Origin of the sequence: Culturomica massiliensis (assembly GCF_900091655.1) — a bacterium.
Classification (GTDB): domain Bacteria; phylum Bacteroidota; class Bacteroidia; order Bacteroidales; family Marinifilaceae; genus Culturomica; species Culturomica massiliensis.
This window is the reverse complement of the sequence record NZ_LT594621.1, coordinates 2,738,710-2,763,953: the sequence shown is the minus strand read 5'-3', so window position 1 is coordinate 2,763,953 and position 25,244 is coordinate 2,738,710. Positions and strand designations below refer to the sequence as shown.

Sequence of the window (25,244 nt, the reverse complement as noted above, 5' to 3'; positions counted from 1 at the left end):
GATTGTTATGTTTTTCGTTTATAAAGATATTTGTGCCGGATTAATAATGGCATAAATTTTAGAATACGTTGAGAGCATTTTTTTTGAAATTTTCCCTCTGTTTTGTTTTTTTATTATCAGCGGTATCGGCATTTTCGCAAGATCAAGCTTTGATTTCGGGTAAGATATTATCTGCGGAAGGGGGTACCGTGGATTTTTCAACTGTTTATCTGAAAGGTAGCAGTTATGGAGGTGTTGCTAACGGAGAGGGAATTTATCACCTGAAAGCTCCTGCAGGTCGCTATACGCTTGTGGTATCTGCTGTCGGTTATAAGACGGAGGAAATACAGGTGTTGTTGGTTGCGGGCGAACGGCATAAGCAAAATGTAACGCTTATCCCGCAGGTGGAAGAACTGGAAGAAGCCGTGGTCGTTTCTAATGGGATAAGTCGTTTGAAGCGTTCGGCATTTAACGCGATAGCACTCGATACGAAGGCTTTGCAAAATTCGACACAGAATTTGAGTGAGGCCCTGGCACAAGCTCCGGGTATGAAAATCCGTGAATCGGGGGGTGTAGGTTCGGATATGCAGTTGATGATGGACGGATTCAGCGGTAAACATGTCAAGGTGTTTATTGACGGTGTCCCGCAGGAAGGCGTCGGGAGCTCGTTCGGTCTGAATAATATTCCGGTCAATTTTGCCGAGCGTATCGAGGTGTATAAGGGTGTCGTTCCCGTCGGTTTCGGAACAGATGCTATCGGCGGAGTGATCAATATTGTTACTAAAAGGAATCAGAAAAGCTGGTTTCTGGATGCCTCTTATTCTTACGGATCGTTTAATACGCATAAGTCATACGTCAATTTCGGACAGACATTCCGGAGCGGCTTTATATATGAAATCAATGCGTTCCAGAATTATTCCGATAACGATTATTATGTGGATACTCCGGTGAAGAATTTCGAGACCGGCGCAATCAATAAGAAAAAGATAGAGCATGTAAAACGCTTCCATGATAATTATCATAACGAGGCTGTTGCCGGAAAGATCGGTGTTGCGGGTAAGATCTGGGCAGATCGTTTGGTGTTCGGATTTACCTGGTCGAATATGTATAAGGATATACAAACGGGGGTACGGCAGGAAATTGTATTCGGCGGGAAATACCGTAAAGGTTATTCTCTGATGCCATCGCTGGAATACCGTAAGCGGGATTTGTTTACTAAAGGGCTGGATGTGGTTTTGACGGCCAATTACAATAAGAATGTAACTCATAATGTCGATACTTCTTCCTATGAGTTTAACTGGCGGGGAGAAATGCGTCCTCTCCGGATGCCCGGGGAACAGTCTTACCAGAATATCCGTTCGGATAATAATAACTGGAACGGGACTTTTACGGTCAATTACCGTCTCGGCAGGTCCCATGTATTTACTTTTAACCATGTGATTAATGATTTCCGGCGGTCGAACCGCTCTTTGCTGGACAATAGTTCGGAGGCAAATGTCATCCCGAAGGAAACCCGTAAGAATATCAGTGGATTTTCTTATCGGCTGATGCCAAAGGAACATTGGAATATTTCTGTTTTCGGTAAATATTACGATCAATTTATTGCGGGTCCGATTGCTACTTCGTCCGCACAGGACAAGTATATACGGACAACAAATTCGATCGGAGCAATGGGTTACGGAGCAGCCGGTACGTACTTTATATTGAAGAGTCTGCAGGGGAAGTTATCTTATGAAAAGGCTTACCGTTTACCTACCAATGAGGAGATGTTCGGGGATGAGGACCTCGAGACCGGAGATATTGCACTGAAACCTGAAAATAGTGATAATGTAAATTTGAATCTGAGTTATAATGAGTTGTTCGGTAAGCATTCTGTGTATGCCGAGGGCGGTTTGATTTATCGCAATACAAAGGATTACATCCAAAGGAATATATCCGGTTTGAGTGGCGGGAAGTACGGAGCTACTTATGTAAATCACGGCAAAGTGCTGACGAAAGGGTATACTGTTTCTTTTCGTTACGGTTTTGCGAACCGGATAAGTGCCGGAGGAAATTTCACGCAGATGGATGTTCGCGACAATGTGAAGACTGTCACCAGCGGGTCGAATCAGGCCAGCCTGACATATAAAGCCCGGATGCCTAATCTGCCTTACCGGTTTGCCAATTCGGACATCACTTTTTATTGGCCTGACCTGTTACGAAAAGGGAATAAGCTGACGGTTACTTACGATAATTTATATATGCATCGTTTTCCGCTTTATTCGGAAGCTGTCGGCAGTGAGTCTAAATTTATCGTACCGACACAATTTTCTCACAATCTGACAATTTCTTACGGTGTACAGGAGGGACGCTACAATTTTTCTTTCGAGTGCCGGAATTTTACGAATGAAAAGTTGTATGACAATTTTAGTTTGCAGAAGGCCGGCAGGGCATTTTACGGCAAGGTGAGGGTGTATCTTTCAGGGGGACGGTGAAAAAGGAAGGGACGAGGAAAGGAAGGTCGGCTTGGTAAGTTGTGGAATGTCCTGTGCTGTTATTTTGAATATGATGTTATAGTTTTAAAAACGATGTTTATATGAAAAAGAATTATTTTAACCGGAGTTTAGCCGTTATTTTGTGTTTGAGTTTAACAATATCCTGCGACGATCATGTATCGGGCGGGGGTGACGGAGGTGATGGCGCATTGTCTGATTTTGTCATTGCTGCTTCTGTCGGGGATGCCAATTATTTGCTGATCAGCGATAAACTCGATGAGGGAAGTGTGTCGGCTAAAAATAACGGTTTGACCACAGAGAGCGGAACTCAATGGATTTTTTATCAGGACAAATATCTGTATCGTCTGGTATATAATCAGGGGAATGCAGGCGTAACTTCTTCGTATGTTCTGAATGAAAAAGGGAAAGCGGAAGAGCGTGACAATACGTATGAGATCAAACGGTTTACATCTTACGGTATTTATAAGAATTATATTATCACTTCTTCCACCGGTAATCTGGGTGAGAATATGTCCGATGGAAACGGTTTTCTGCCGAAGGGTTTTCTGTTGTCTTACCTGGATGTGGTCAATGAAACGTTTGCAACGAATCAAAGTGTCCTCATGGCAGAGAATTATTTGGGAAACGGTGAGTTTGTCACTTTGGCCGGTATTCTGCAAGCCGGTAATAAGATTTATTCTGCGGCGATTCCGATGGGATTGAGTAAGTACGGTGTAAAGGCGAATAACGGCGAGTATGTTAAGTATCCGGAGTTGGTGAAGACCGAATCGGGGGGAAGTGGCAGCGGTGCTTATGAGAAAGGTGAATTACAGTGGACACAGTATCCGGATGAAGCCTGGATTGCCATATATGCCGATGAGAGGTTCGAGAGTCCGAAATTAATCCGGACGGATAAGATCAGTTATGCCTGCGGACGTTACAAATCGCAATATTACCAAACGATTTGGGCAGCCGACAATGGTGATGTATATGTATTTTCACCGTCTTATGCCAAGACGATGACCGCCCAGGTACAAAAAACGGCTTTACCTGCCGGAGTGGTGCGTATTAAAGCCGGAACAGAGGAATTCGATCCGAATTACTACTGTAATCTCGAAGAACAAACCGAGGGTAGGTCGTTTTTACGTTGCTGGCATATTACCGAAGATTATTTTCTGTTGCTGATGTATGACAGGCCTTTGACGGAGAGTGGGTTTACAGCCAATGAACTGGCTATTTACAAAGGAGAGTCCGGAAGGCTTACTTATGTAACAGGTATGCCTGCCAAGGATGTCATTTCCGGGTTCGGTAATACACCGTTTTCTGAAAACGGTATTGCCTATATGCCTGTAACGACAACTGACGGAAATCAGCCGGCCATTTACCGGATTGATCCGAAAACGGCTGTTGCAACAAAAGGACTTACCGTAGAATCGGAGAAGATCAGCGGGGTAGGCAAACTGACTTATTTCCGGAATTGACAATCAAATATGACCGGGGATGAGAAAGTTTTTTGCGAAAATGCATTTATGGTTATCGATACCTTTCGGTATTATCATAACGATTGTCTGCCTGACAGGTGCAATATTGGTATTTGAAACAGAAATCCTGGAGTTATGTTATCCTTCCCGTTATTTTGTCAGAGAAATCAAAGGTGAGCCGCTTTCGCCTGCCTTCCTGATTTATTCGGCACAGCAACAATTACCCGATTCTGTTAAAATAAACGGTATCCGGATTTCTTCTGATCCGAGACGGACCTATCAGTTGGTTTTGCCGGGAAAGAAAGCAGTCTGTTTTATCGATCCTTATACGGCAGAGGTAACCGGGATAGACGACGGACAGGGATTTTTCATGCAAACAATGCGCCTTCACCGCTGGTTGCTCGATTCTTATAAACGGGACGGCAGCTTTTCGCTGGGGAAAGCCGTGGTGGGATATGCAACATTGGTGTTTGTCGTTATTTTGGTGAGCGGACTTGCGGTTTGGTTTCCATGTAACAGGAAGATGCTGAAAAACCGGTTGAAAATAAAAACCAGGGCCGGTTGGCATCGTTTTTTTTATGATTTGCATGTGTCCGGGGGTTTTTATGCGGCATTGTTTTTGCTTGCCCTTGCTTTAACCGGGTTAACCTGGTCGTTCGGCTGGTATCGTGATGCTTTTTATGCAGTGTTCGGAGGCACTACCGGACGGACAGAGGTACATGTCCCGATTTCAGCCGGAGGACGAAGTATGGGACAAGAAGGGAAGATCGGAAGGGGGGTGGAAAAGAAGGACGGGGATAGAAGTTTTTCCGGCCGGGAAAGCCGTGTTGCTGTAAAAGAAACCGGATTATCCGCAGGAAAAAGAAAAGAGTCGCAAAAACCGGATTATATCCGGTGGGCGGAGGTGTTATCCGTTTTGCAAGAGCGGTATTCCTCTTTCAATTCCATTACAATTCAGGACGGTTCGGCAACTGTTGCTACCGCTGATTATGGAAATACGAGAGGAAGCGATCGTTATCTTTTTGATCCGGCAAGCGGACAAATCACAGATGTACAGTTGTATAAGGACCAGCCGAAATCCGGAAAGATAAGGGGATGGATTTATTCCGTACATACCGGTACCTGGGGTGGAATGACAACACGGATTTTGTCTTGTCTGGCTTCATTACTCGGAGCTGTTTTTGCAGTAACCGGTTATTATTTCCGGATAAAAAGGAAGATCAGAAAGATGAAATGAGCCGGTCCGGATTTTACCGGATGTTCCGAAGCGGATAGAGCGGAATGGCAAGGGTGGCCGGCAAGTTGCGGCTGCCCTTGTTTTATACGTTGAATTCCGGGAAGATTGTGTCGTTTCCGGTCCGGAGTTTATTAAGGAATCCATTTGACAATGCCCGTAACCGGATGCTGTTTACGCCAGATTGTGAAGTCTGTATAATTGCGGATGCCGTCACGGATAACGGCCTGGTAATATTCGACACCTATGATTTTTTCCGTGTCCGGGGTTTCGTATTTTAACCGGAGTATGGCTTCCCTGGTTTCGGGAGTGAGGACGGCCGTGATACGTTCTGCCATTTTCTCAAAGTAGCCGTCGTATGCGGAGCCTTTCAGGATGTGGATCATGTCGATCTGCCATAGCTGTTTGTCGGAGTCCCGGTAGTAGGCGTGCCATTCGATGCATTTTTCTTCGGTGTCGAGCAGGTTGCCGTATTGAATTTGGACGATTCCGGGATTTTCAGCCAGGCGTGTCATGGCAGCGAAGCTATCGGATACGGTTAGCGGAGCGGAATAAATGTGAAAGTCTATGTCCCGGTGTTTCATGAGTAAGCCTGTTTTCAACGAACCGACGAGCCGGGGTTCGGCCCCGATCGATTGCCAGATTTCAATGAGTCTGGTATCCCGGATGATGTTGCGGGCTTTTTGTTGGTTTTGTTCGGCAATTTGAAGAATGTTTTCCATGGCAGTGTTTTTAATGGGGGGACAAAGATAGAAAATTTCCGATAGATTGACGATTGGAAGGTGGAGGTGTCTGAAGTGTAGGGATTTTTGATTTACGATTTTAGATTTACGATTTTAGATTGGGGGGGGGATGGAGGATTGATATGTATAGGGAGGTGAAAAGCGCGGTTTGGGGATTTTAAGCTTTAGACCGGCTGTAGGTTTAATTTTAGATTTTAAATTAGCAATATAAGTTGGTGTTTACAATTTTAGATTTACGGCTTTTGGTTGAATATATGGGTAGCCCGGAAAAGAGGCAAGGATGTGAATTGAATGCGGCGTTTGTTAAAGCTGTCAAATTTTCATGAAAAATAGTCAGGAAAGCTGTCACTATGTTACCGGTGGGATATGGCATGTGATTTGTGTAGAATGTTTCCGGGCAGTCCAGCTATTCTGGGGAATAACCGATTTTAGTTTATTGTTTTGCCTCCGGTAAATTTATTCAAAGCAGGAGTGTTGGCTTGAAAAGACTTATTGTTTATAAACCGGCCTAATTCAGTTGGTTTTTAACTAAATTATAATAGGCTCCGCGTAATTTAATCAAATCATCGTGAGTTCCTTGTTCCACAATAGTTCCTTTATCCAAGAAAATAATATTATCGGCATTTTTTACCGTACTTAGCCTATGAGCAATAATAACTACTGTTCTCTTAGATAAAAAGGCAGTTAAATTACCAATGATTGTTTTTTCATTATTCGCATCTAACAAGGAAGTAGCTTCATCAAATAATACGATAGCAGGATTTTTGTAAACAGCACGCGCTATCCAGAGACGTTGTTTTTCTCCTCCGCTGAGATTGAGGCCTATTTCACCAATTTTGGTGTTGAATTTCATCGGTAAATTTTCAATGAAATCGTATAGATTAGCTATTTTTGCCGCATATATAAGCCGCTTGATATCAGGTTCCTCTTCATGTAAAGCTATGTTTTCGGCAATTGAGGCGCTGAAGATATAACCGTCTTGCATTACAATACCACATTGTTCTCTCCATGATTCCCGCCGGATGTCATTTAAATTGTACCGATCGATCCTGATGGCTCCTTGCAACGGTTGGTAAAAACCCAGGATCAATTTTAACATGGTTGTTTTGCCTCCTCCACTGGGACCGACAATAGCGGTAGTTTTTCCCGCCGGGATATCAATACTTACATCTTTGAGTATATATGGATTCGATGTTCCTGGATATTTAAAATATACGTTTTCAAATCGGATACCATCGCTTATCTGATGATTTAGATGTATCATTTTCTCATCATCTTCATCTTTTTTACTATATATATCAAATACCCGTTCATAAGACAATTTAATGTCCTGAATAATTTTAGTGTAGGACATCATATCGCTTATAGGGGCAGAAAGCTGTCCTAAAACAAAACTTATCATCATCATTGTACCCATTGTCATTTGATCCTGGATCACATAATATGCTGATAAGGCTGTCAGTACGATATCCCTTAGACGTCCGATAATTGAAACGCCCTCAGATGAGTAAAAGCTCCAGTATAATATTTTTAGCTTCAGTTTATTCAGTTTGGATTCAATGATATTCCACGCCTTGATCCGGGAATGGTAAGCATTGTTGATCTTGATCTCGGACATTCCCATAATCAACTCATATACAGAATTCCGTCTTTGTGAATCTATTGAGAAGAAAGAATAGTCCAAACTTTTTCTTTTTTTCAGGAACAGCAATGAGTAAACGATAGAAAGGGTACTAAAAAGAATGAATAATAAAAATATCTTACTGTTGTAGATCATCAGGATGACTGAAAAAACGATGAGGTTTGCAAATGAAAAGACAATATCGACAATATTGTCTGTTATAAATCCGTTAATCCTTCCGAGGTCGGACAATCGTTGTATCAAATCCGACCGGAACGTTGTATCAAAAAAATTGATCGGAAGCCTGACAACTTTGTTGAAGTATTTTTGGACAAAGTCAATGTTGATTTTAAAATTTATTTTTGCCGAAAGAAGATTGGTTATTGTGTTTGATAACATAAACCCGATGAAGAAGACGAATTGAGCCAATAACATCAGCCAAACGAAATTTATATCCTTTGCCATAATACCGTCATCTATCGTTTTCTGTAACAGAATCGGCATGGCCCAATTGGTTCCAAGCACGATAAAAGTCAGTAAGATCACCCATATGAATTTTTTCTTATGAATGCTGGCCACCGATTTTATATCAGTAAAAATCTCTTTATTACGGTTCCGGAGATTAATTTCAGGATTGATAGTAAGAAAATCGTCTTTAGGTACCAGGAGTACCCCGAATCCTCTGTTATTATCCATCCATTTTTCAATAAAAGCCTTTTCAGACAATTCCACCCGGCCGTAATCCGGATCTATTATTTTGTAGAAATAATGACCTCGTTTATATTTTATTTTTTCAAGGATAACAAAATGACCTTCTTTAAGATAAAGGATGGCTTGAAGGGGGATTCTTCGGGCTTCTGCCGGGTTTACGCTAAAAGATGAAGCATAGCATCCCAAGCTTTCTCCCATATTGACGATATCCCTGATGGATACGCCGGCCTTCGTTAATTCACAATGCTGTATGATCGTATCTATATTGTACAATTTGCCATAATAAGCACACAGCATTTGTATACAGGTCGGTCCGCATATATTGGATGAGCGTTGGCGGAAAAATGGTATTTTTCTCATTTATTCCTATTTCTTCTTCGCCCAACGGGGTTTCTGTTCTTTACACCTTCCGGAATTGTAGGCTTGGTTGCAGTAATTTTTTTCGTTAAAGCATTTTTTTTCATTCTGACTGCTGTTGCAAGTCGCATTCCCATTATAACATCGGCTGTTGATAGAAGTTCCGGCAGAATAGTTCTCCTGTGGTTTTGACAATAACAGAATATCTTGTCCGTCTTGCATTTGTTCGCTTTCTAAGGAATTTAGAAAGTCTTTTACGATTTTTATTTTATTCATTGTATGTATTGTTTAAATATCTATTGTAAAAATGATTAAATATGATTCGGTCTTTGTCGGATTCAGTGAAAGCTAATCCGCAAAAATTATCGGGATTTTCGACCGAATTTTGTGCACATCCTCCTCCACATAGTGGTAATATACGGCATGATTTACATATCTCTTTGTTCATTTTAGCATGTTTCCGTTTTTCAAGTTTTTGCTGATCCCAGGCTATTGTCCCATCGGATAGTAATATGCCATATCGATTTTCTGCCGAGAAATTCCGTGCGGTACATTTATAGACATCCCCATTGTAATTCACAACTACTGTCCCTTGTTTATCTCCGTAGCATGGGTAATGCATGTCATTCATATGATATGAATCGTTAGTTTGATCGAATTCGCTTTTAAATGACTCTATGATATCTGCGATCAATGTTTTATTTCCCTCATCATGGTCTATATCCTGCCATACCCGGTGAAAACTGATCCTGAGGTATTTTCTGTCTGTTTCCGGAATATCATTTATATCTGCTAATATATTTTTGACGGATAATATATTATGCAATGTATAGTTTATTCTTAGCAGGACGTGTATTTTATGTTTCAATAGTATTTTACTATTGAATATGATTGTATCATATGAGTCACTGTTATTTTTTTCATGCCTGATTTTATTATGCTTTTCCCGGTCTCCGTCGAGAGTGATCTGAAAGCTTTTGGAGTCTTCGATACTGCTCAGATGATTGATTATTTCCTCATTCAGTAAGTATCCATTTGAAGTAAATCCAAGGTGGTAATTCTTTTTTTGATAACAGCATTGTTCCCTGGTATAGTCGATCAGTTCTTTGATGGCAGGATATTGGAGAAGAGGTTCTCCTCCGAAGAATGCCAGATCTATAAATTCGATTTGCTCATTTTCTGTTTGTCGCCTGATCAATCGTTTGATCCGTTCCAGAATATCGGAATTGATTTTTGAATTGACGACATGATTTTCATAACAATACCAGCATTTAAAATTGCAATCCATCGTCGGATTAACAATTATTTTGCATTCATGCTGTGCGTTGTCTATCTTTTCACTCAGGCTTTTCAGTTCTGCGAATTCGTCTCGGTCGGTTGCTATAATTGCATCAGCTTCTACTAATGTACGATAAAATTCTTCCGATGTATTTTTCAATTCTTCGATATCTTTATCCAACAGTGCCCGGAGTTTTTTTCTGAACACTATGAATCGGTCGCTCAACCCATTGTACAATACGTTTAATTTAGCATCGGTTTTTAATATCGAATTATACTTACTGAATTTGTAATCGGTCATTTTTTATCGGTAGAATGTGAGTAATGGCTTAATAGATAGAAATGAAATTCCTGATAAATCTTTCTTTTAATAAAGGGTTTATGCAAAAATATCTACATAAACCCTGAGAATCTCAACTAAATTGAGCCTCCCGTTGCAGGGGTTGGTGTCGGTGTCGGTGCCGGTGTCGGGACATTAACTGTCGTACATTTTTTACCATTAATCGTATAATCACAAACACCATTGGAACACCGCCTGTCATTAATAGAACCAATACAAGCGGTTGTTCCATTAACACATCTGCTTGCGTTAGTTCCTATTGCTCCTGATTGATTTTCATAGGAACCGCTTATGAGCATTGTATCCTGATTTGCTTTCAGTTGCTCGCTTTCCAATGAATTCAGAAAGTCTTCCACAATTTTCAATTTATGGTTCATAATATAAAATATAATATTTTCCCTACTCTTTATGCTTTTCGGGTTCCGCTTTTTCATTTTATCCGATCTAAAATATTACTATCTTTTCGTTCATATATATTTCTTACTTTTTTATTTCCGAATGTATAGGTATAATTTATCGAAACAGACGGATAAAATTGTTTGGTCAGCTTATAGCTATACCCTGATTCCGCATAATTGCTGCTGAGTTGCATTTTATTATTAAACATCGTCTCTGCATTAATTGAAAGCGAACTATTTTTAAATGTCTTTTGTATGCTGGCTTCTATCGAATGATGGGCAGGTATGGTTACTGTATTTCTGGATTTACTCGAAAATTTATATACAACTACTGCTAGCCAACTCTGATCCTTTGACAAGAAAATATTGTTGCTCAGCCGGAAGTTGTAACTCCAATTTTTATTATCTATTCTGATTCCTTTATAACTTCCTTTATCATAAGTATAATTTGCACCGAGGTCACTACTAAGCATCCAACGATTGTTGAAAAAATATTTTTGAATGATAAATGCGAAGTCTATATCATCACAATTGCCGTAATTCGCTTGTGTATGTACGATATTGCCGTCTTTGTCCGGGATGACAAAATCGCTCCAGCAGTCGGTATCGTGCATATAGTCGACAACGAAACTGTAATCATCGAAGAAATTATAGGAAAACATGAAATCAAAATTACGCGAAGCGAGTAAATCCGGATTCCCCTGAGAGTATTCATTGGCTGACAAAAAATATTTGAAAGAGGTCAGGTTGTTAAGTGAGGGGTAAGATACCGACGAGCTTAGATCTAATGAGAACTCATGCTCATCGTTTGGTGTAAATAACAGAGAAACAGACGGAAGAATATGGAAATAGTCTTTAATTATGCGGTTACTCCACCTTGTGTCGATACCGTTTACCCATCGGTATTGTGTTCTTATTCCTAATGAGGTTTCGAACATATCTGACCATACCCGCTCGTAAGTGATATAAAAAGCTCCGGTAAACTCTTTGTGAAGAAACGAATAGCTACCCACAGGCTCAGGTCCGTATTTTGTACCGCTTGTCTGTTCATAAGCTAGTTTGTTGTTCATGTGGTAATAATATAAATTGGCTCCGCTTTTCAATGTGTTGTCGTCATTGAACTTTTTGTGGAGATCGGTTGTCAACCCGCTGTAGTCTACTTTTACGGAAGTATATTGTGTCGCATTGATTTCTTTGCCGGATGGGTCGTTTTGGCGATATTCTCCGGTTATTTCACGGGTATTGGTTTTGTTGTTGTAATGCCCGTAATATAGATTGGTGTTCCATTTACTTCCGTTGTTATCCATTTTCAGGTTATAACTCACGTTTGCGCTTAGGTGCGGTCTGAATGGATTGTCGTTCTTGATCTTTGTCTTAAAAATAGAATCCGGTGTAATGGTTTCTGTCCTGTAATAAACTGTCTTGCTATGGAAGGTATTTTCGTCTTCAGAACCGAAAGCGGATACCTGGAATCCCCATGTCTGCCGGTCGGTAGGCAAGTATTCCAGATTAAAGCTTGCACTTAAGGTCTTTTTGGTAATTTTAATTGGAGAAACGATATCCCAAACTTTATTTTCGGCAGCCAGAATATGTTTATAGTCGTTTTTTAACCGCATTTTGAAATTATTTCCGGAAACACTACCCATAATACGTATTTTTTTTCCTGAATAGTAGATAAATGTTCCGATATTCTGTGTATTATAATAGCTTTGTTTATCGCTCAGACTGACTACTGCTTTCAATCCTTCGTCCATTTCTTTTTTTAACACGACATTGATTATTCCGCCTTTGCTGCCGCCGTATTCTGCTCCTGGAACAGCGATTATTTCGATACGATCGATATTGCGGGCTGGTATAAGGTTAAGCGGCATGGTTGCCGGCCGGCCGTTAATTTGAATGGTTGCCGGCTCATTTCTGTGTAATATCTTGACGGTGCCGTTAGTGGCAGTGTTCAAAATAGGAATAAAACGAAGAAAACCCTGTGCATTGGTTCCTTTGGCAAAGGGCGATACAGATACGTTGTCCATTACGAACTTACCCAGCTCTTTTTTGATTTTCGGCGGTTGCGCGGTCACAATAACGTCGTCCAATTCCATATTCGACGGTTCGAGTTTTACTGTTAACAAGCTGTCCTTCAGTTGACTTATGACTATATCTTTCTGCCAGGTAGCGAATCCCACATACGAAATCCGGATTGTTATGCTGTCGGGACAGTCCAAGGCACGAAACCCTCCTTTCATGTCTGTGATAAGGATGTTGTAATACATGCTGTCTGTAATCACAATCGTAGCTTCCGACAAAGGTTTGTCCGAGAGATCGGTAACACGTCCTATTAAAATCTGCGATTTTACGGATTGCAGCGATAGAGTCAATATAAAAATCAAATATAAATATTTCATTGTTGATTTGTTTTTAATATAACGAATGCGGCCCCTGCGATTCCATATAGAAAACTCTTTTCAGTTTCGCTTAAAACGGAGGTGTGAAGCAGTATGCTTGCTGTTTTCAATGCCGTTTCTTGCTTCCAATAGGCCAGGGCATCTCTAAATACCGTTTCTTGCGTTTTTCTATACATAGCATGGAATATATACATCAGTAATGGATATCCTTTATAAATACCTATTTCCGATACTTTAGCCAAAACAGCTTCCCGGCAAGCCGCCGACTTTCTCAGTGTATTGTAATGGAAATCTTTTGAGGAATTTTCTGTTTTTTCATTTATAGCTATCATAAGGTAGGCCGAGATACATTCGGAAAGATAATCTGTTTTATCACTGTCTGACAGAACTTGAGATACGAGATGCAGAGAATCTGAAATACAAAAATTTTTGTCACGGGCTAAAATCAGAAAATAGGTAATCTCGAATAATGTGAACCGGGGAATCCGATCTTTGTACCGAAAGATATAAGCATTTATATATCTTAACAATATGTCGATAGTATCATTTAAAGTTTTATTGTTTTTTCTTTCCATAAAAGGGAAAGAAATTCCCAACGCACCGCCCGGGATGGCAAAATCCTGTTTTTGGATTTTATCATACAAAACATTACATAACAGCTTATCTGATTCTTTGAATTGTTCATCGATATCAAAAGCATGGAAATGACGGTTCAGATAATTCAGTCCCCAGGCTAAGCCAGATAGCCCCGTTTCGAAATCGAATTGCTCAAGTTTACTATTTTCCAGCAATTCGTCGAGTAATTTTTTTACCTTAGGTAATTCGTCTTTAGCGTATATACTAGCATATTCAGCCATATACATTATTTCTCCTAAGCCACCTACTCCAAAACCAATCGTTGAGGAATTATTTTTAATCAAATAATCATAAACCGATTTCAAAACTTTTCGGATACCGTCTTCCTCGTTTATTTTTATAGAGGGGATATCGGTATTTTCAGAATCGATGTATTTTTGATTGATTTGCTTGAAAAAATCAAAGTTTTTTGTAAAAATAGCTTGATAATAGGACCGTAAATTGACGATATCGTCTTTTACTTTTATAAGTTCTGCATATGCCGTCATGTAGGCTTCGGGATTCAAAGCCATTAATTTTGCGTGAACATATCGTTTATAATCTTCCGGCAATACTGTTTCAGAAATAATCAGTTTATTAAAAAATAAATGCGGCCAATACATGGCATAAGGCGTTTGAGTGCCTGTTCTGAAGATATGCCCGGTAATCGTATTTTTAATCAATATACATCGTCCGCCTTCTAACCAGACTTTCAGACTAAGATAAGCTTCGTCTGCCCCGTAATATTTGAGCATCGATAAGCCTTTCAGGTAATTCCAATAGCGACTGGACATGGCATAAGCCGCTCCTAAAATGCAAGGGATTTCTTCTATATCCTTTTCTTGATATGGAATTTCTTCGGTTATCCATTCCGGCTGTAATATTTTTGAAAAATCGTTCCCATATAAAAATAGTTTAGCACCACATCCGATAAGATTATTTATAGGTTCACCTGATTTATCAATTGCCTTACAAGCAAGACAGTATAATGCTCGATCCTCCTTCTCTAAATAGGAGACAAGGATATCACACCAATTCTCTTTATAAAATCTCATGTGAGCATCGAGAAGAATAAAAAACGGCGTTTTGATTAAAGATACCCCTATTTCTCTGCTTTTGGCAACACCCATTCTCTGTGGGTTAACGATATATTGTGTATTATATATAGTAGCTACTCTTTCGTAATCATACCCATCACTGGAACAATCGTTTATCAATATTATTTCGATATACTCCCTATTTGTTTCCCTTATGCTTTTTACAGTATTTTCAACTTCATCACCTTCATTTAAAAATGGAATTATAACTGTTAGTGGGGAGTACATAGTTAGTGGGGAGTGCATAGGGTTATCATAATTTGTATCGTGATGATATTTAAAAATGAAAATATTTTTCTAAAATTCACATTTTGTATATTAATAATACAAATATATAATTTATATCTTAATATACAAATATCAGATTTTAAATTTAAAATAATAATTAAAATGAAACGAAATCGGATTTATAAGGACAGGCGAAATCAAGGAAATTTAAAGAAGAACGCCATTTGTTATATTAAGCGCATAAGGGATATTCCAGAAAGAGGAGGGATTATTTTTCTTTTTGAAAGCTTTTACAAAGCACGAGATTTGGGAAAAGAAAACATGCGAAAAAAAGAAAATCGCAATAAAAACTCAGTTTATCACGATTTTCTTGCTCAAAAATTTGCAAGAGACTTAGAATTCAGCCTCTTTTCGGTATTTATTTGGTTTCCTCGGCGGGAACTTCTTCGGCAACCGGTATTTGTTGATTTTTTTCCTGTTCTTTTCCTTTCAGATAGGTCGGGAGATCCAGGCCTGCCATGTTAAACAGGTCGTTCAACGGTGGAACGGATTTCATCATGCCGGAAATAAAGTTGGCTGTGGATGTGTTACCATTTCCAGTGTTGTTACCATCCCATACCGTAATTTTATCGATTTTAATGTTTTTAACAGCTTCAACCTGGGTTTTAACCAGTTCGGGCAGTTTGTCGGTGATCAGCAAGAGGATCGCTTTGTCGGGATCGCCGTTTGCCGCCTGTACGATACGGTCGTAACCCGATGCTTGCTTGGTCAGGATTTCAAGTAAACCTCTTGCCTGAGCATCCATCTTAGCATAGATTGCATCGGCTTCACCTTTGGCCAGTCGGCGGATACGTTCTGCTTCTGCTTCTGCATCGATGATGGCTTTTTCTTTTTCAATCTGTGCCGGAACGACGATGTTGGCCGTTTGGGTCGCTTTTTCACGTTCGGCACGGGCTGTTTCGGCTTCTTTTTCTGCAAGGTAGGCTTCTTCCAGGGCTTTTGCCGATTGTACTTTTTCGGCGGCGATGGCTTTACGTGCGGCTTCGGCTTCTCTTTCGCGACGGGTGGCATCGGAATCGGCGATGAGGATTTTGGCATTGTTTTCCCCCTCTACGGCTGAAGCATTGGCTTCTGAAGTACGGACACGGGTGTCGCGTACGGTTTCGGCGATGCGGATGTCTTTGTCCCGGTCGGCTTCGGCTTTACCGATTTCCCCGAATCGGTTTTGTTCGGCTACGCTTTTTTTGGCGTCGTTGATGGCTTTGGCTGCAGCTTCTTTTCCTAAAGCTTCAATGTATCCGGACTCATCGCGGAGGTCGGTGACGTTCACATTGATCAGTTTCAAACCGATTTTACGGAGTTCGGCTTCTACGTTCGCACTGACATTGGCCAGAAATTTGTCCCGGTCGGAATTGATTTCTTCGATGTCCATTGTTGCAATGACCAGACGTAATTGTCCGAATAAGATGTCTTTAGCTAAATCCTGAATATTTTCAAGTCGTTGTCCGAGTAAGCGTTCGGCGGCATTGGTCATGCTTTCGGATTCGGTGGATATACCTACGGTAAAACGACAGGGGACGTCGACACGGATATTTTGTTTACTCAAAGCGTTGGTCAGGTTGCATTCGATGGAAATCGGAGTAAGGTCCAGGAAAGCGTAGCTTTGGAATACAGGCCAGATAAAAGCAGCACCACCGTGTATACAACGGGCAGAGCTGGTTGCTCCGGCTTTGTTTTTTCCTGTTCTTCCGTAAACGACAAGGATTTTATCGGAAGGACACCGTTTGTAACGGGACAGAATAGCGGCGAAGGTGACGAATAGTACGGCGACGATCGCAATGATGGGATAAAGGGTTGTTTCCATTTACTGTAATTTAATGATTGTTTGGATTTAAATTTTTTCGACGAGCAGGGTTTCTGCGTTTAATACTTCTATTACCCGGATCGGGCTTCCCGTAGGGAGTTCTTCTCCATCGGTGAGCGCATCGTATTCCCGGATAGCCCCTTGTATGGATATTTGTATTTTCCCTTCACCGGAACGTTTTGCCGGGATTTTAAGATATACATTGCCCCGGCATCCGAGGGCGTTGTCGATATTGATGTTTCCGGATTGTTCCATGCGGCTCATCAGGTAGAAAATATACATAACGGCTGCAACAAGTAAAAGTCCGACGAGGATAGCTATAAACAACAGGAACCAGGTCGGGGTGATAACTTCGTAAAAGGCAATGGCCGTCCAACTGAATCCGAGGAAGAAGTTGATAAAGTTACGGAATGTAAAGAGCTGGAAAGGGAAATCCCCGTCCGTACCGGTACTGCCGTCAAAGTCGGCACCTGATCCGGCATCCGAATCCATACCTATAAAGGTAAGGACGGTTTGGATGATAAAGATCAGACTCGTTGTGATGCTGATACACCACAGGCTTTTTAAAAATAAGTCAAGAGACATCCACCATTCTTGCATGATATTTAGTATTTAAGGTTAGTTGTATTCAGACGTTTTACAAAGGTGTCATTTTTCCTGAATAATTTACGCTTGTTACAGTTTTTTTTTATTCGTCGAGCCAGTTATCGATGATTTGCCGGCCGTGGCGGGTAATGATGGATTCGGGATGAAATTGCAGTCCGTGAATCGGAAGGCTTGCATGGTAGAAGGACATGATGTGTCCTTCTTCGTCCAGAGAACTGATTTTAAGGCAGGCCGGTAATCCGGCGGGGTCGATGACCCAGGAATGATAGCGACCGATTGGCGTACCGGGGGGTATCTGTCGGAATAAAGGATCACCGGGGTCTGTGATGTTGAGCGGACTGCTATGGCCGTGCCGGGGAGACGTGAGCTGTTGTAAGCGGGCTCCGAAATTTTCGGCAATAGCCTGATGACCAAGGCATATTCCCAATATCGGGTGGGTGTGTTTGCACTGGTCGATGAGTGCCGGCATATCTCCGGCTTCTTCCGGTATGCCCGGTCCGGGAGACAAAAGGATTTTATCGAAACGACGGGGGTGGCAATGGGCAATCCGGTCGTTGGAAATGATTTCGAACCGGCAACGACCGTTTTGCCGGAGGAGTTGGACCAGGTTATATACGAAGGAGTCGTGGTTGTCGATGACTAAAATGTGCTGCATATCGATCGGGATTGCCGGGACAAAAATAGTTTAAAATTGCCGGAAGGAAAATATCTGAAGAAGATAAAAGGCGTTGTTGTTGGAAAATCGGTGCTGATGGCTTTATTTTGTCTTTATGATTCCAGCGATTGAAGTAAAACAGTTGATGAATGAGGCCGGCAAAGCCGGATGTCCTTTTTTGTTCGGAGTAGATTATGAACAAGAAGAAGGCTTTTTCTATCGTATGCCTATTGCACAACAGGAAGTGTTGTGGCAAATCGGAGGGGTGACGAATGCTGCTTATCCGGTTGTTCTTCCGGACCGGGATTTTTCTTTTTCCCGGAAGCCGTTGACTTATGAAGCGTATGAACAAAAGTTCGGGATTATCCGTCAGGGCTTGTTACGGGGGGATTCATTTCTTGCTAATTTGACCGTGAGAACGGAGGTGACGACGGATTTAAGTTTAGCGGATATTTTTCGGTATAGCCGGGCTCGTTACCGGTTGTGGGTGCCGGGGCGGTTTGTGTGTTTTTCTCCGGAAACTTTCGTGCGGATACAGGAAGGGCGGATTGCTTCTTATCCGATGAAGGGAACGATCGATGCATCGATACCGGATGCAGAGCGGGTGATACTGGAAGATTATAAGGAGACGTCGGAGCATTATACGATTGTCGACCTGATACGTAATGATTTGAGTATGGTTGCCACGGATGTACAAGTGGAGCGTTTTCGTTATATAGACCGGCTTGAAACGACGAACGGGGCTATTCTACAGGTGAGTTCGGAGATTGCCGGAAGGTTGCCGGAAGATTATCCGGCGTATTTGGGAGATATTTTGTTCCGTATGCTTCCGGCAGGTTCGATTTCCGGTGCCCCTAAAGAGGCTACGGTAAAAATGATCGGGAAGGCGGAGAAGGAAAAACGCGGATTTTATACGGGTGTGTTCGGTTATTTTGATGGTCGTGATCTGGATTCGGCCGTGTTGATCCGGTTTATCGAAGAGCGGGAGGGGAGGCGTTATTTCCATAGTGGAGGCGGAATCACTGTAAACAGCCGTTGTGAGGATGAATACCGGGAGGTTTTACAAAAGGTATATCTACCGTTTTAGCCGGTTTGAGGATATTATGAGAGAGTCTATGCAATTTATAGAAACAATTAAAATTTCGGAAGGGTATCCTTGTCATTTGGAGTTTCATATCCGGCGGATGCAGGAAACACTGCAATCTATGGGTATGCCTATGCCGGAATTGCAGGCAGGATTGTTTTTACCGCCTGCCGGTTTACGGAATGGAGTGGTGAAGTGTCGGGTTGTGTATGATCCGGCAGGCATATGTGGAGTGGAATTTGCGGCTTATCGTCCCCGGGTTATCCGTGCGCTGAAGGTGGTAGATGATGATGACATCGTGTATCCTTACAAGTCTGCCGATCGTTCGATGCTTATGAAGCTGTACGAGAAACGGGGCGATTGCGATGATGTGCTGATTGTAAAGGACGGATTTCTGACGGATACGAGTTATAGTAATGTGGTGTTGAGCCGTAGAGGTGAATTTTATACGCCGGACACTTATCTGCTGAACGGGACGAAACGCCGTTTCTTATTGCAACAGGGTTTAATCCGGGCATGTCCGGTCCGTGTTGCCGATCTTTATACTTATGACCGTGTTTATCTGATCAACGCTATGCTGGATCTGGAGGATGAGGTGGCTATCCCGGTGGACCGGATTGTCAAATAGGTTTCAATTAATTATCTGAAGGATGCCGGCTTTTATGCCGGAGCTTTTGTTTTTACGCAGGAGGGCGGATTTGTTGCGTTGTGATTCAGGTTGTAGTTTTCTTTTTTGCCGGATGTTATAAAGTTTGTTTTAACTGTTGCCGCAGTTGGAATGATTTTGACAGTCTGTTTTCAGGTTGTTATGAAATGTAATAAAATAGAAATAAAAACGAGACGGTAATGTAATGTTTATGGGTAATCTTTGCGACGAATAAAAAACGTAACGATGTATAAAAAGCAAGATTACTTAAAATTGACTGTTTTACTTTTCTTTTGGGCCGCTCTTTCTTTTCAGGCAGCGGCAGGTGTTCTCCGGGGAACGATTATCGATAAACAAACGAAGGAACCTTTGATTGGGGCTACGGTACAGGTAGTTGGGACTACATTCGGAACTGCCGCCGATCTGGATGGAAAATATGTATTGAATCTGGAAAGCGGGACTTATCGGTTACAGGTGCGGTATATGGGCTATCGGGATGTGGTACGGGAGCAGGTAAGGGTTGGTGCAGATACGGAATTGAATTTTGAAATGGAGGCAGTAGCAGAGGCTTTGGAGGAAGTATCGGTGAAAGCACGTAAAAATATGGAGAACGAACGGATGTTACAGATGGAACGTCGGCAATCGATGGTGGCTATCGAAAATATCGGAGCGAAGGAAATGAGTCTGAAAGGGGCATCGAATGTGGAAGAAGGGGTGAAGAAGATAACCGGGATTTCGATTGCAAGTGCCGGACAATTGATTGTGCGGGGATTGGGGGACCGGTATAGTACGACGACGTTGAATGGATTGCCGATTGCTTCACCGAATCCGGATAATAAGTTGATACCGCTGGATTTGTTCCCGGCAGCAACGGTAAAAAATATCACTGTAAGTAAGGTGTATGAAGCCGGTTCTTTTGCCGATTATTCAGGAGCACATATCGATATCGGAACAAAGGAGAATACGGGTGGGGATTTTTTTACGCTCGGCTTTAATACCGGAGGGAAGTTCAATACGTTGGGCAAAACTTTTTATTACAGCGATAAAAAGGGTACGCTTTTTACAACTCCTAATCTGGAGGATAAGAGTGTGCTTTCTATGGGGAAGACAGAATTCAGGGAATATGCCCGTAAGAAGGATCTTTTCGGGACGACGTTTGCTGTCCGTGATAAAAAAGCATTGCCGGATTTCGGAGGTTCTGCCGGATTGGGAAAAAGCTGGGATGTCGGAAACCAGCGGCTTAGTTTACTGGCTTCATTCGGGATCAGCAACAGCCGGCAGATGTTGGATAACGGGTATGTGCGGACGTTGAACGCCGAGGGATATAATCTGGATGAGTTCAGTTACGATAGTTATACTTCAGACCTGAAGATTGCCGGGCTGGCAAATCTGGGTTATACTTTCCGTCAGACGGACCGGATCAGTTATACGTTTTTTTATGCCCGTAATGCGATCGATACGTATATGCAACGGGAAGGTACGGATGCCGAGGGTGATCATATCGCGACCAGCAACAGTATTTTCCGGGCATATAGTTTGTTGAATAATCAGTTGGCAGGACATCATGAGTTCGGTAAGCGGTGGACCTTGAATTGGAGTGGGTCGTATGGGATTACGAATAGTGATGAGCCGGACCGGAGACAGGTGGTGTTTTTTAAGGATAGGAATACGGGAAAGCTGACATTATATAAGCAAAATCAAACGACGTCCCGTTATTTCAGTGAATTGGACGAGAATGAGGGTGTAGGTGATGTGCGGGCGGCTTATCGTTTCGGGGAAAGTAATTTTATCCGTTTCGGAGGGGTATATAAGAGCAAGAAACGGGATTTCCAGTGTATGAATTTTTATTACGATGTGTATAATCTTTCTCCTGCAGTGGAAAATATGTACGATACTGACGGCTATCTGAACCAGGAGAATATAGCTAACGGATTGATTACGGTTAATCTGGATGCACAGCCCCGTTATACTTACTATGCTAAAAATGATATCGGAGCGGCTTTTGCAGAGGTGGAGTATTTACCGCTTTCGGTTTTGATGATTAGTTTCGGGCTCCGTTATGAGCAATCGCAACAATGGGTACGTTATTGGAATGACGGAGGCAGGGAGTTTAAAGCCAGATTGAACAAAGGGGATTTTTTCCCGGCATTGAATATAAAATACGATATTAACAAGAGCAGTAGCCTGCGTTTTTCCGTGTCGCGTACCGTTACTCGTCCTTCGTTTATCGAGATGTCGCCTTTCCTCTATCAGGAATCGTACGGAAGTGCTTATGTGCGTGGTAATGAAAATCTGAAAAATGCGTACAATTATAATGTGGATTTACGTTATGATTTGTTCCCGCAGGGGCGGGGGGATATGTTTTCCGTGACCGGTTATTTTAAAAGGCTGGATTCGCCTATCGAGCGTACACAGGAGGCTGCCGGAGGATCGGTTTATCATTCTTTCCGCAATGCGGAGGATGGGATTGCTGCCGGGATAGAGGTCGAATTCCGGAAAGAACTTATCAAAGATGTCCGTTTGGGTGCTAATGCTTCTTTTATGTATACGAATGTCAAGTTACCGGATGAAGGAGTTTATACAGAGAGCGAGCGGGCTTTACAAGGAGCTTCCCCTTTTCTGATCAATGCGGATTTAAGTTATACCCCCCGTTTTAATGAGGAGAGCGATATGACGTTGGCATTGGTTTATAATGTTCAGGGGCCCCGGATTCATTCGGTAGGGATTTATAAAACCGGGGATATCAAGCAGGAAACTCTTCATACACTCGATTTTGTAGCGAGTTATGCTATCAATAAGCATTTTAGCCTGAAGGCACAGGTGAAGGATTTGCTGAATAGTGAGATCCGCTTTATGCAAAAGATACCCGCAACCGGCAGCCGTGAGTTGGTAGAATCTTTCCGCCCGGGAAGCAGTGCAGAAATCGGTTTTTCATATAAGTTTTAAATACGAATGAAGTTGTTTAACCACAATCTATAGAATGTGTAATATTAATTGAATCAGACATTAACAATTTAATTTTGAATAGTATGAAAATGAATTATTGGAAATTTGCAGTATTGGCCATGGCAGTTGTGGCTCTTTCATTTACTTCCTGTAGTGACGATGGTAACGGTGGCGGTGGAGACGGAGATGAGGTTACACTGAAAGGAGACGTTACGTCTACGGTTACGTTGACGGCTAATAATACGTATTATCTGGATGGAGAATATATCGTTAAAGACGGCGGTGTATTACGGATCGAGCCCGGGACGAAAATCATCGCCAAGAGTGAAGATCAGACGATCGATTTTATTCTGGTGGAACAGGGCGGTAAGATCATGGCCGAAGGAACAGCTGAAAAACCGATTATCATGACATCGGAAACCGAAGAGCCGGGAGCATGGGGAGGTTTGCACATTTGCGGTAGAGCTCCGATCAATGCCGGAAATCAGAAGTCTGAGGTCGGCGATGCACCTTACGGAGGAAATATCGTTAACGATAATTCCGGTATTCTCCGCTATGTACGTATTGAATATGCCGGGTATAAGTTTACCGCAGAAAAAGAGTGTAACGGTTTCACTTTTTATGGTGTTGGTAACGGTACTACTTTGGAATATTTACAGGCATATAAAGGTACGGATGACGGTTTCGAGTGGTTCGGCGGTACTGTGAATGCCAAATATCTGGTGTCGTACAGCAATAGTGACGATGCTTTCGACTGGACACAGGGATGGGTAGGAAAAGGACAATTTTTTGTTGCTTATCAGGCTCCGCAATCCGAATTCCCGTTGGGTTGTGACTGTTTGATCGAGGCCGATAACTGGGATAAGGGTTTCGGTGCAACTCCGATTGCTTGTCCGGTATTGGCCAATATGACTTTGATCGGTGCCGATAGTGAGATTTCAGAAGGTAGCGATATTGCCACCCAAAACCGGGGTATCCGTTTGCGTGCCGGTACACAGGCTAAGCTTTACAATACGATTGTAACCGGAAAGACCCGTAATCTGACAACGGAGACGACGGAGACGGAAGGTTTTCTGGCAGACGGGACATCGGTGTTGAAATACATTACAATGGCCGGAGATATCAATTGTAAGGAGGGAATTTATTCTTCAGCCTTGTTTACGGCAGCTGCAAATCATAATACGATCAATGCAACCCCGGCTTTTACCAATAAGTATATCGGTGTAATTGACGGAGGCGAGGATATGTCGGCTATCGATCCGTTTTTTACAAAGGCCCAGTATCAGGGGGCAGTGAAAGCAGGTAACGATTGGACGACAGGTTGGACGAAAAAATAATGACGGCTATGTCGGCCCATAGGGCGAAATAGTATATTTATCCTGAGTTGTGGAGGGCCTGTCTGGTTTCCAGGCAGGCCCTATTCCTTTTAGTTTTGTTTTATGGACGTTTTTTATTTGAAGGCATCGAGGGCTTCGGTAGGTTTGCCCGATTCGTCGAAGGCTCCCAATTGATAACCGTTCCAGCTATTGTGAGCTTCCGGTTCCCAATATAAAACACCGAGAGCGTTGTCAAAGCCCTGAACACGGGTGATCAGATCGGTGAGGAAAAGTTTGGCGGTAGCGGCCTGTTCCCAAGGCATACCTGTTTCGCAAATCATGACTTCACTGCCATAACGTTCGGTCATGTCTTTGATGTTGTCGACGCAAGCGTCAACGAACGTTTGCCATTTGTCGGCGGAGGGATATAAGGACATGCCGATGACGTCCCATTTCCCGCCGTTGGTTTTCAGGCCGTCGAAGAGCCAGCGATAGAGGTTGTTGTTGTCGCCGCCTTGCAAGTGTACGATGACTTTGGCATTCGGAAATATTGCTTTTGTTGCATCATACCCGGCATTGTTGAGGGCGGCATATTGTGCCATGTTTTTATCGGCTTGTCCGTCGGGCCATAACATGCCGTTGCCCGTTTCGTTCCCGACCTGTACCCACTCCGGAGTGATACCCTGATTTTTCAGGGCCGTAAGAATTTCAGTCGTATGATCGGCGACCGCTGTTTTCAGTTCATCGAAAGAGAGATTTTCCCAGGCTGCCGGTTTGGTTTGACTTCCCGGATCTGCCCATACGTCGCTGTAATGGAAGTCGATCATGAGGCGCATCCCCAGATTATGTGCCCGATAGGCTTTCACCAGTAAGTCGGCTTTGTTACACCAGCCGTCGGCCGGATCGACCCATACCCGCAGACGGACGGTGTTCATGCCGAGGTCGCGTAATAAACGCATACATTCCATTTCCCGGCCTTGGGTGTTGTAGAATTTGACGTTTGCTTTTTCCATCTGGGTGATCCAACTTACATCGGCTCCTTTGGCGAATCCGCTCATGTCGGGAGGTACGGGAGGCGTACCGGGTTTGTTGTCGTCGTCACTGCACGCAGTCAGTGAGTTGAAGAGGAGCAGGGATATAAATAAATAATGCAGTTTCATGTTTTGATTATT

18 protein-coding genes are annotated in these 25,244 nt (G+C 42.5%); 7 read left to right on the top strand and 11 right to left on the bottom strand.

The features are described from left to right. The first annotated feature begins 68 nt into the window (after positions 1 to 68). From BN8908_RS12725 to BN8908_RS12715, 3 genes are all read left to right on the top strand, one after another. Positions 69 to 2,453, top strand: coding sequence for a TonB-dependent receptor (locus BN8908_RS12725; protein ID WP_068690949.1), 2,385 nt, complete (start codon positions 69 to 71; stop codon positions 2,451 to 2,453). Between the two features lie 101 nt (positions 2,454 to 2,554). After that, positions 2,555 to 3,934: a DUF4374 domain-containing protein gene (locus tag BN8908_RS12720; RefSeq protein WP_068690948.1), complete on the top strand. Its 1,380-nt coding sequence runs from the start codon at positions 2,555 to 2,557 to the stop codon at positions 3,932 to 3,934. Between the two features lie 19 nt (positions 3,935 to 3,953). Next, positions 3,954 to 5,171, top strand: coding sequence for a PepSY-associated TM helix domain-containing protein (locus BN8908_RS12715; protein WP_068690946.1), 1,218 nt, complete (start codon positions 3,954 to 3,956; stop codon positions 5,169 to 5,171). Positions 5,172 to 5,302: 131 nt separating this feature from the next. Here BN8908_RS12715 and BN8908_RS12710 read toward each other — a convergent pair whose 3' ends face one another. The 10 genes from BN8908_RS12710 to BN8908_RS12665 form a co-directional block, all read right to left on the bottom strand. After that, positions 5,303 to 5,890, bottom strand: coding sequence for a hypothetical protein (locus tag BN8908_RS12710; protein WP_021989194.1), 588 nt, complete (start codon positions 5,888 to 5,890; stop codon positions 5,303 to 5,305). Between the two features lie 529 nt (positions 5,891 to 6,419). Continuing rightward, positions 6,420 to 8,603 (bottom strand): peptidase domain-containing ABC transporter, encoded by a 2,184-nt coding sequence (locus BN8908_RS12705; RefSeq protein ID WP_068690945.1) that lies wholly within the window; start codon positions 8,601 to 8,603, stop codon positions 6,420 to 6,422. Positions 8,604 to 8,609: 6 nt separating this feature from the next. Further along, on the bottom strand, positions 8,610 to 8,876 hold the full coding sequence (locus BN8908_RS12700; RefSeq protein WP_068690943.1) for a hypothetical protein: 267 nt from the start codon (positions 8,874 to 8,876) through the stop codon (positions 8,610 to 8,612). Continuing rightward, positions 8,869 to 10,179, bottom strand: a complete 1,311-nt coding sequence (locus tag BN8908_RS12695) for a radical SAM/SPASM domain-containing protein (RefSeq protein ID WP_068690941.1) — start codon at positions 10,177 to 10,179, stop codon at positions 8,869 to 8,871. The genes BN8908_RS12700 and BN8908_RS12695 overlap by 8 nt, the downstream gene beginning before the upstream one ends. Positions 10,180 to 10,295: 116 nt before the next feature. Continuing rightward, positions 10,296 to 10,595, bottom strand: coding sequence for a hypothetical protein (locus BN8908_RS12690; RefSeq protein WP_148453317.1), 300 nt, complete (start codon positions 10,593 to 10,595; stop codon positions 10,296 to 10,298). Between the two features lie 53 nt (positions 10,596 to 10,648). Next, positions 10,649 to 13,015, bottom strand: a complete 2,367-nt coding sequence (locus BN8908_RS12685; RefSeq protein WP_068690938.1) for an outer membrane beta-barrel family protein — start codon at positions 13,013 to 13,015, stop codon at positions 10,649 to 10,651. Continuing rightward, positions 13,012 to 14,973 carry a glycosyltransferase gene (locus tag BN8908_RS12680; protein WP_082989261.1) on the bottom strand — a complete coding sequence of 654 codons (1,962 nt, stop codon included), beginning with the start codon at positions 14,971 to 14,973 and terminating at the stop codon, positions 13,012 to 13,014. Before BN8908_RS12680 ends, BN8908_RS12685 begins: the two co-directional genes overlap by 4 nt. 400 nt (positions 14,974 to 15,373) lie before the next feature. After that, the gene (locus BN8908_RS12675; RefSeq protein ID WP_021989192.1) at positions 15,374 to 16,819 is read right to left on the bottom strand and encodes a flotillin family protein; all 1,446 of its coding nucleotides are present in this window, start codon (positions 16,817 to 16,819) and stop codon (positions 15,374 to 15,376) included. Positions 16,820 to 16,846: 27 nt separating this feature from the next. Beyond that, the gene (locus BN8908_RS12670) at positions 16,847 to 17,419 is read right to left on the bottom strand and encodes an NfeD family protein (RefSeq protein WP_021989191.1); all 573 of its coding nucleotides are present in this window, start codon (positions 17,417 to 17,419) and stop codon (positions 16,847 to 16,849) included. Positions 17,420 to 17,507: 88 nt separating this feature from the next. Beyond that, on the bottom strand, positions 17,508 to 18,080 hold the full coding sequence (locus BN8908_RS12665) for an anthranilate synthase component II (RefSeq protein WP_068690934.1): 573 nt from the start codon (positions 18,078 to 18,080) through the stop codon (positions 17,508 to 17,510). 115 nt (positions 18,081 to 18,195) lie between these two features. On the opposite strand from BN8908_RS12665, the gene BN8908_RS12660 reads away from it, so the two are divergent. The 4 genes from BN8908_RS12660 (at position 18,196) to BN8908_RS12645 (ending at position 24,093) form a co-directional block, all read left to right on the top strand. After that, the gene (locus BN8908_RS12660; RefSeq protein WP_068690933.1) at positions 18,196 to 19,167 is read left to right on the top strand and encodes an aminodeoxychorismate synthase component I; all 972 of its coding nucleotides are present in this window, start codon (positions 18,196 to 18,198) and stop codon (positions 19,165 to 19,167) included. A 28-nt stretch (positions 19,168 to 19,195) separates the two neighbouring features. Beyond that, positions 19,196 to 19,792 (top strand): aminotransferase class IV, encoded by a 597-nt coding sequence (locus BN8908_RS12655; RefSeq protein ID WP_161945875.1) that lies wholly within the window; start codon positions 19,196 to 19,198, stop codon positions 19,790 to 19,792. 264 nt (positions 19,793 to 20,056) lie between these two features. After that, positions 20,057 to 22,756, top strand: a complete 2,700-nt coding sequence (locus tag BN8908_RS12650; protein ID WP_068690931.1) for a TonB-dependent receptor — start codon at positions 20,057 to 20,059, stop codon at positions 22,754 to 22,756. 83 nt (positions 22,757 to 22,839) lie between these two features. Next, entirely contained in the window at positions 22,840 to 24,093 is a 1,254-nt protein-coding gene (locus tag BN8908_RS12645; protein WP_068690929.1) for a hypothetical protein, read from the top strand. Positions 24,094 to 24,206: 113 nt separating this feature from the next. Here BN8908_RS12645 and BN8908_RS12640 read toward each other — a convergent pair whose 3' ends face one another. Further along, positions 24,207 to 25,232 carry a glycoside hydrolase family 53 protein gene (locus BN8908_RS12640; RefSeq protein ID WP_068690927.1) on the bottom strand — a complete coding sequence of 342 codons (1,026 nt, stop codon included), beginning with the start codon at positions 25,230 to 25,232 and terminating at the stop codon, positions 24,207 to 24,209. Between the last annotated feature and the right edge of the window lie 12 nt (positions 25,233 to 25,244).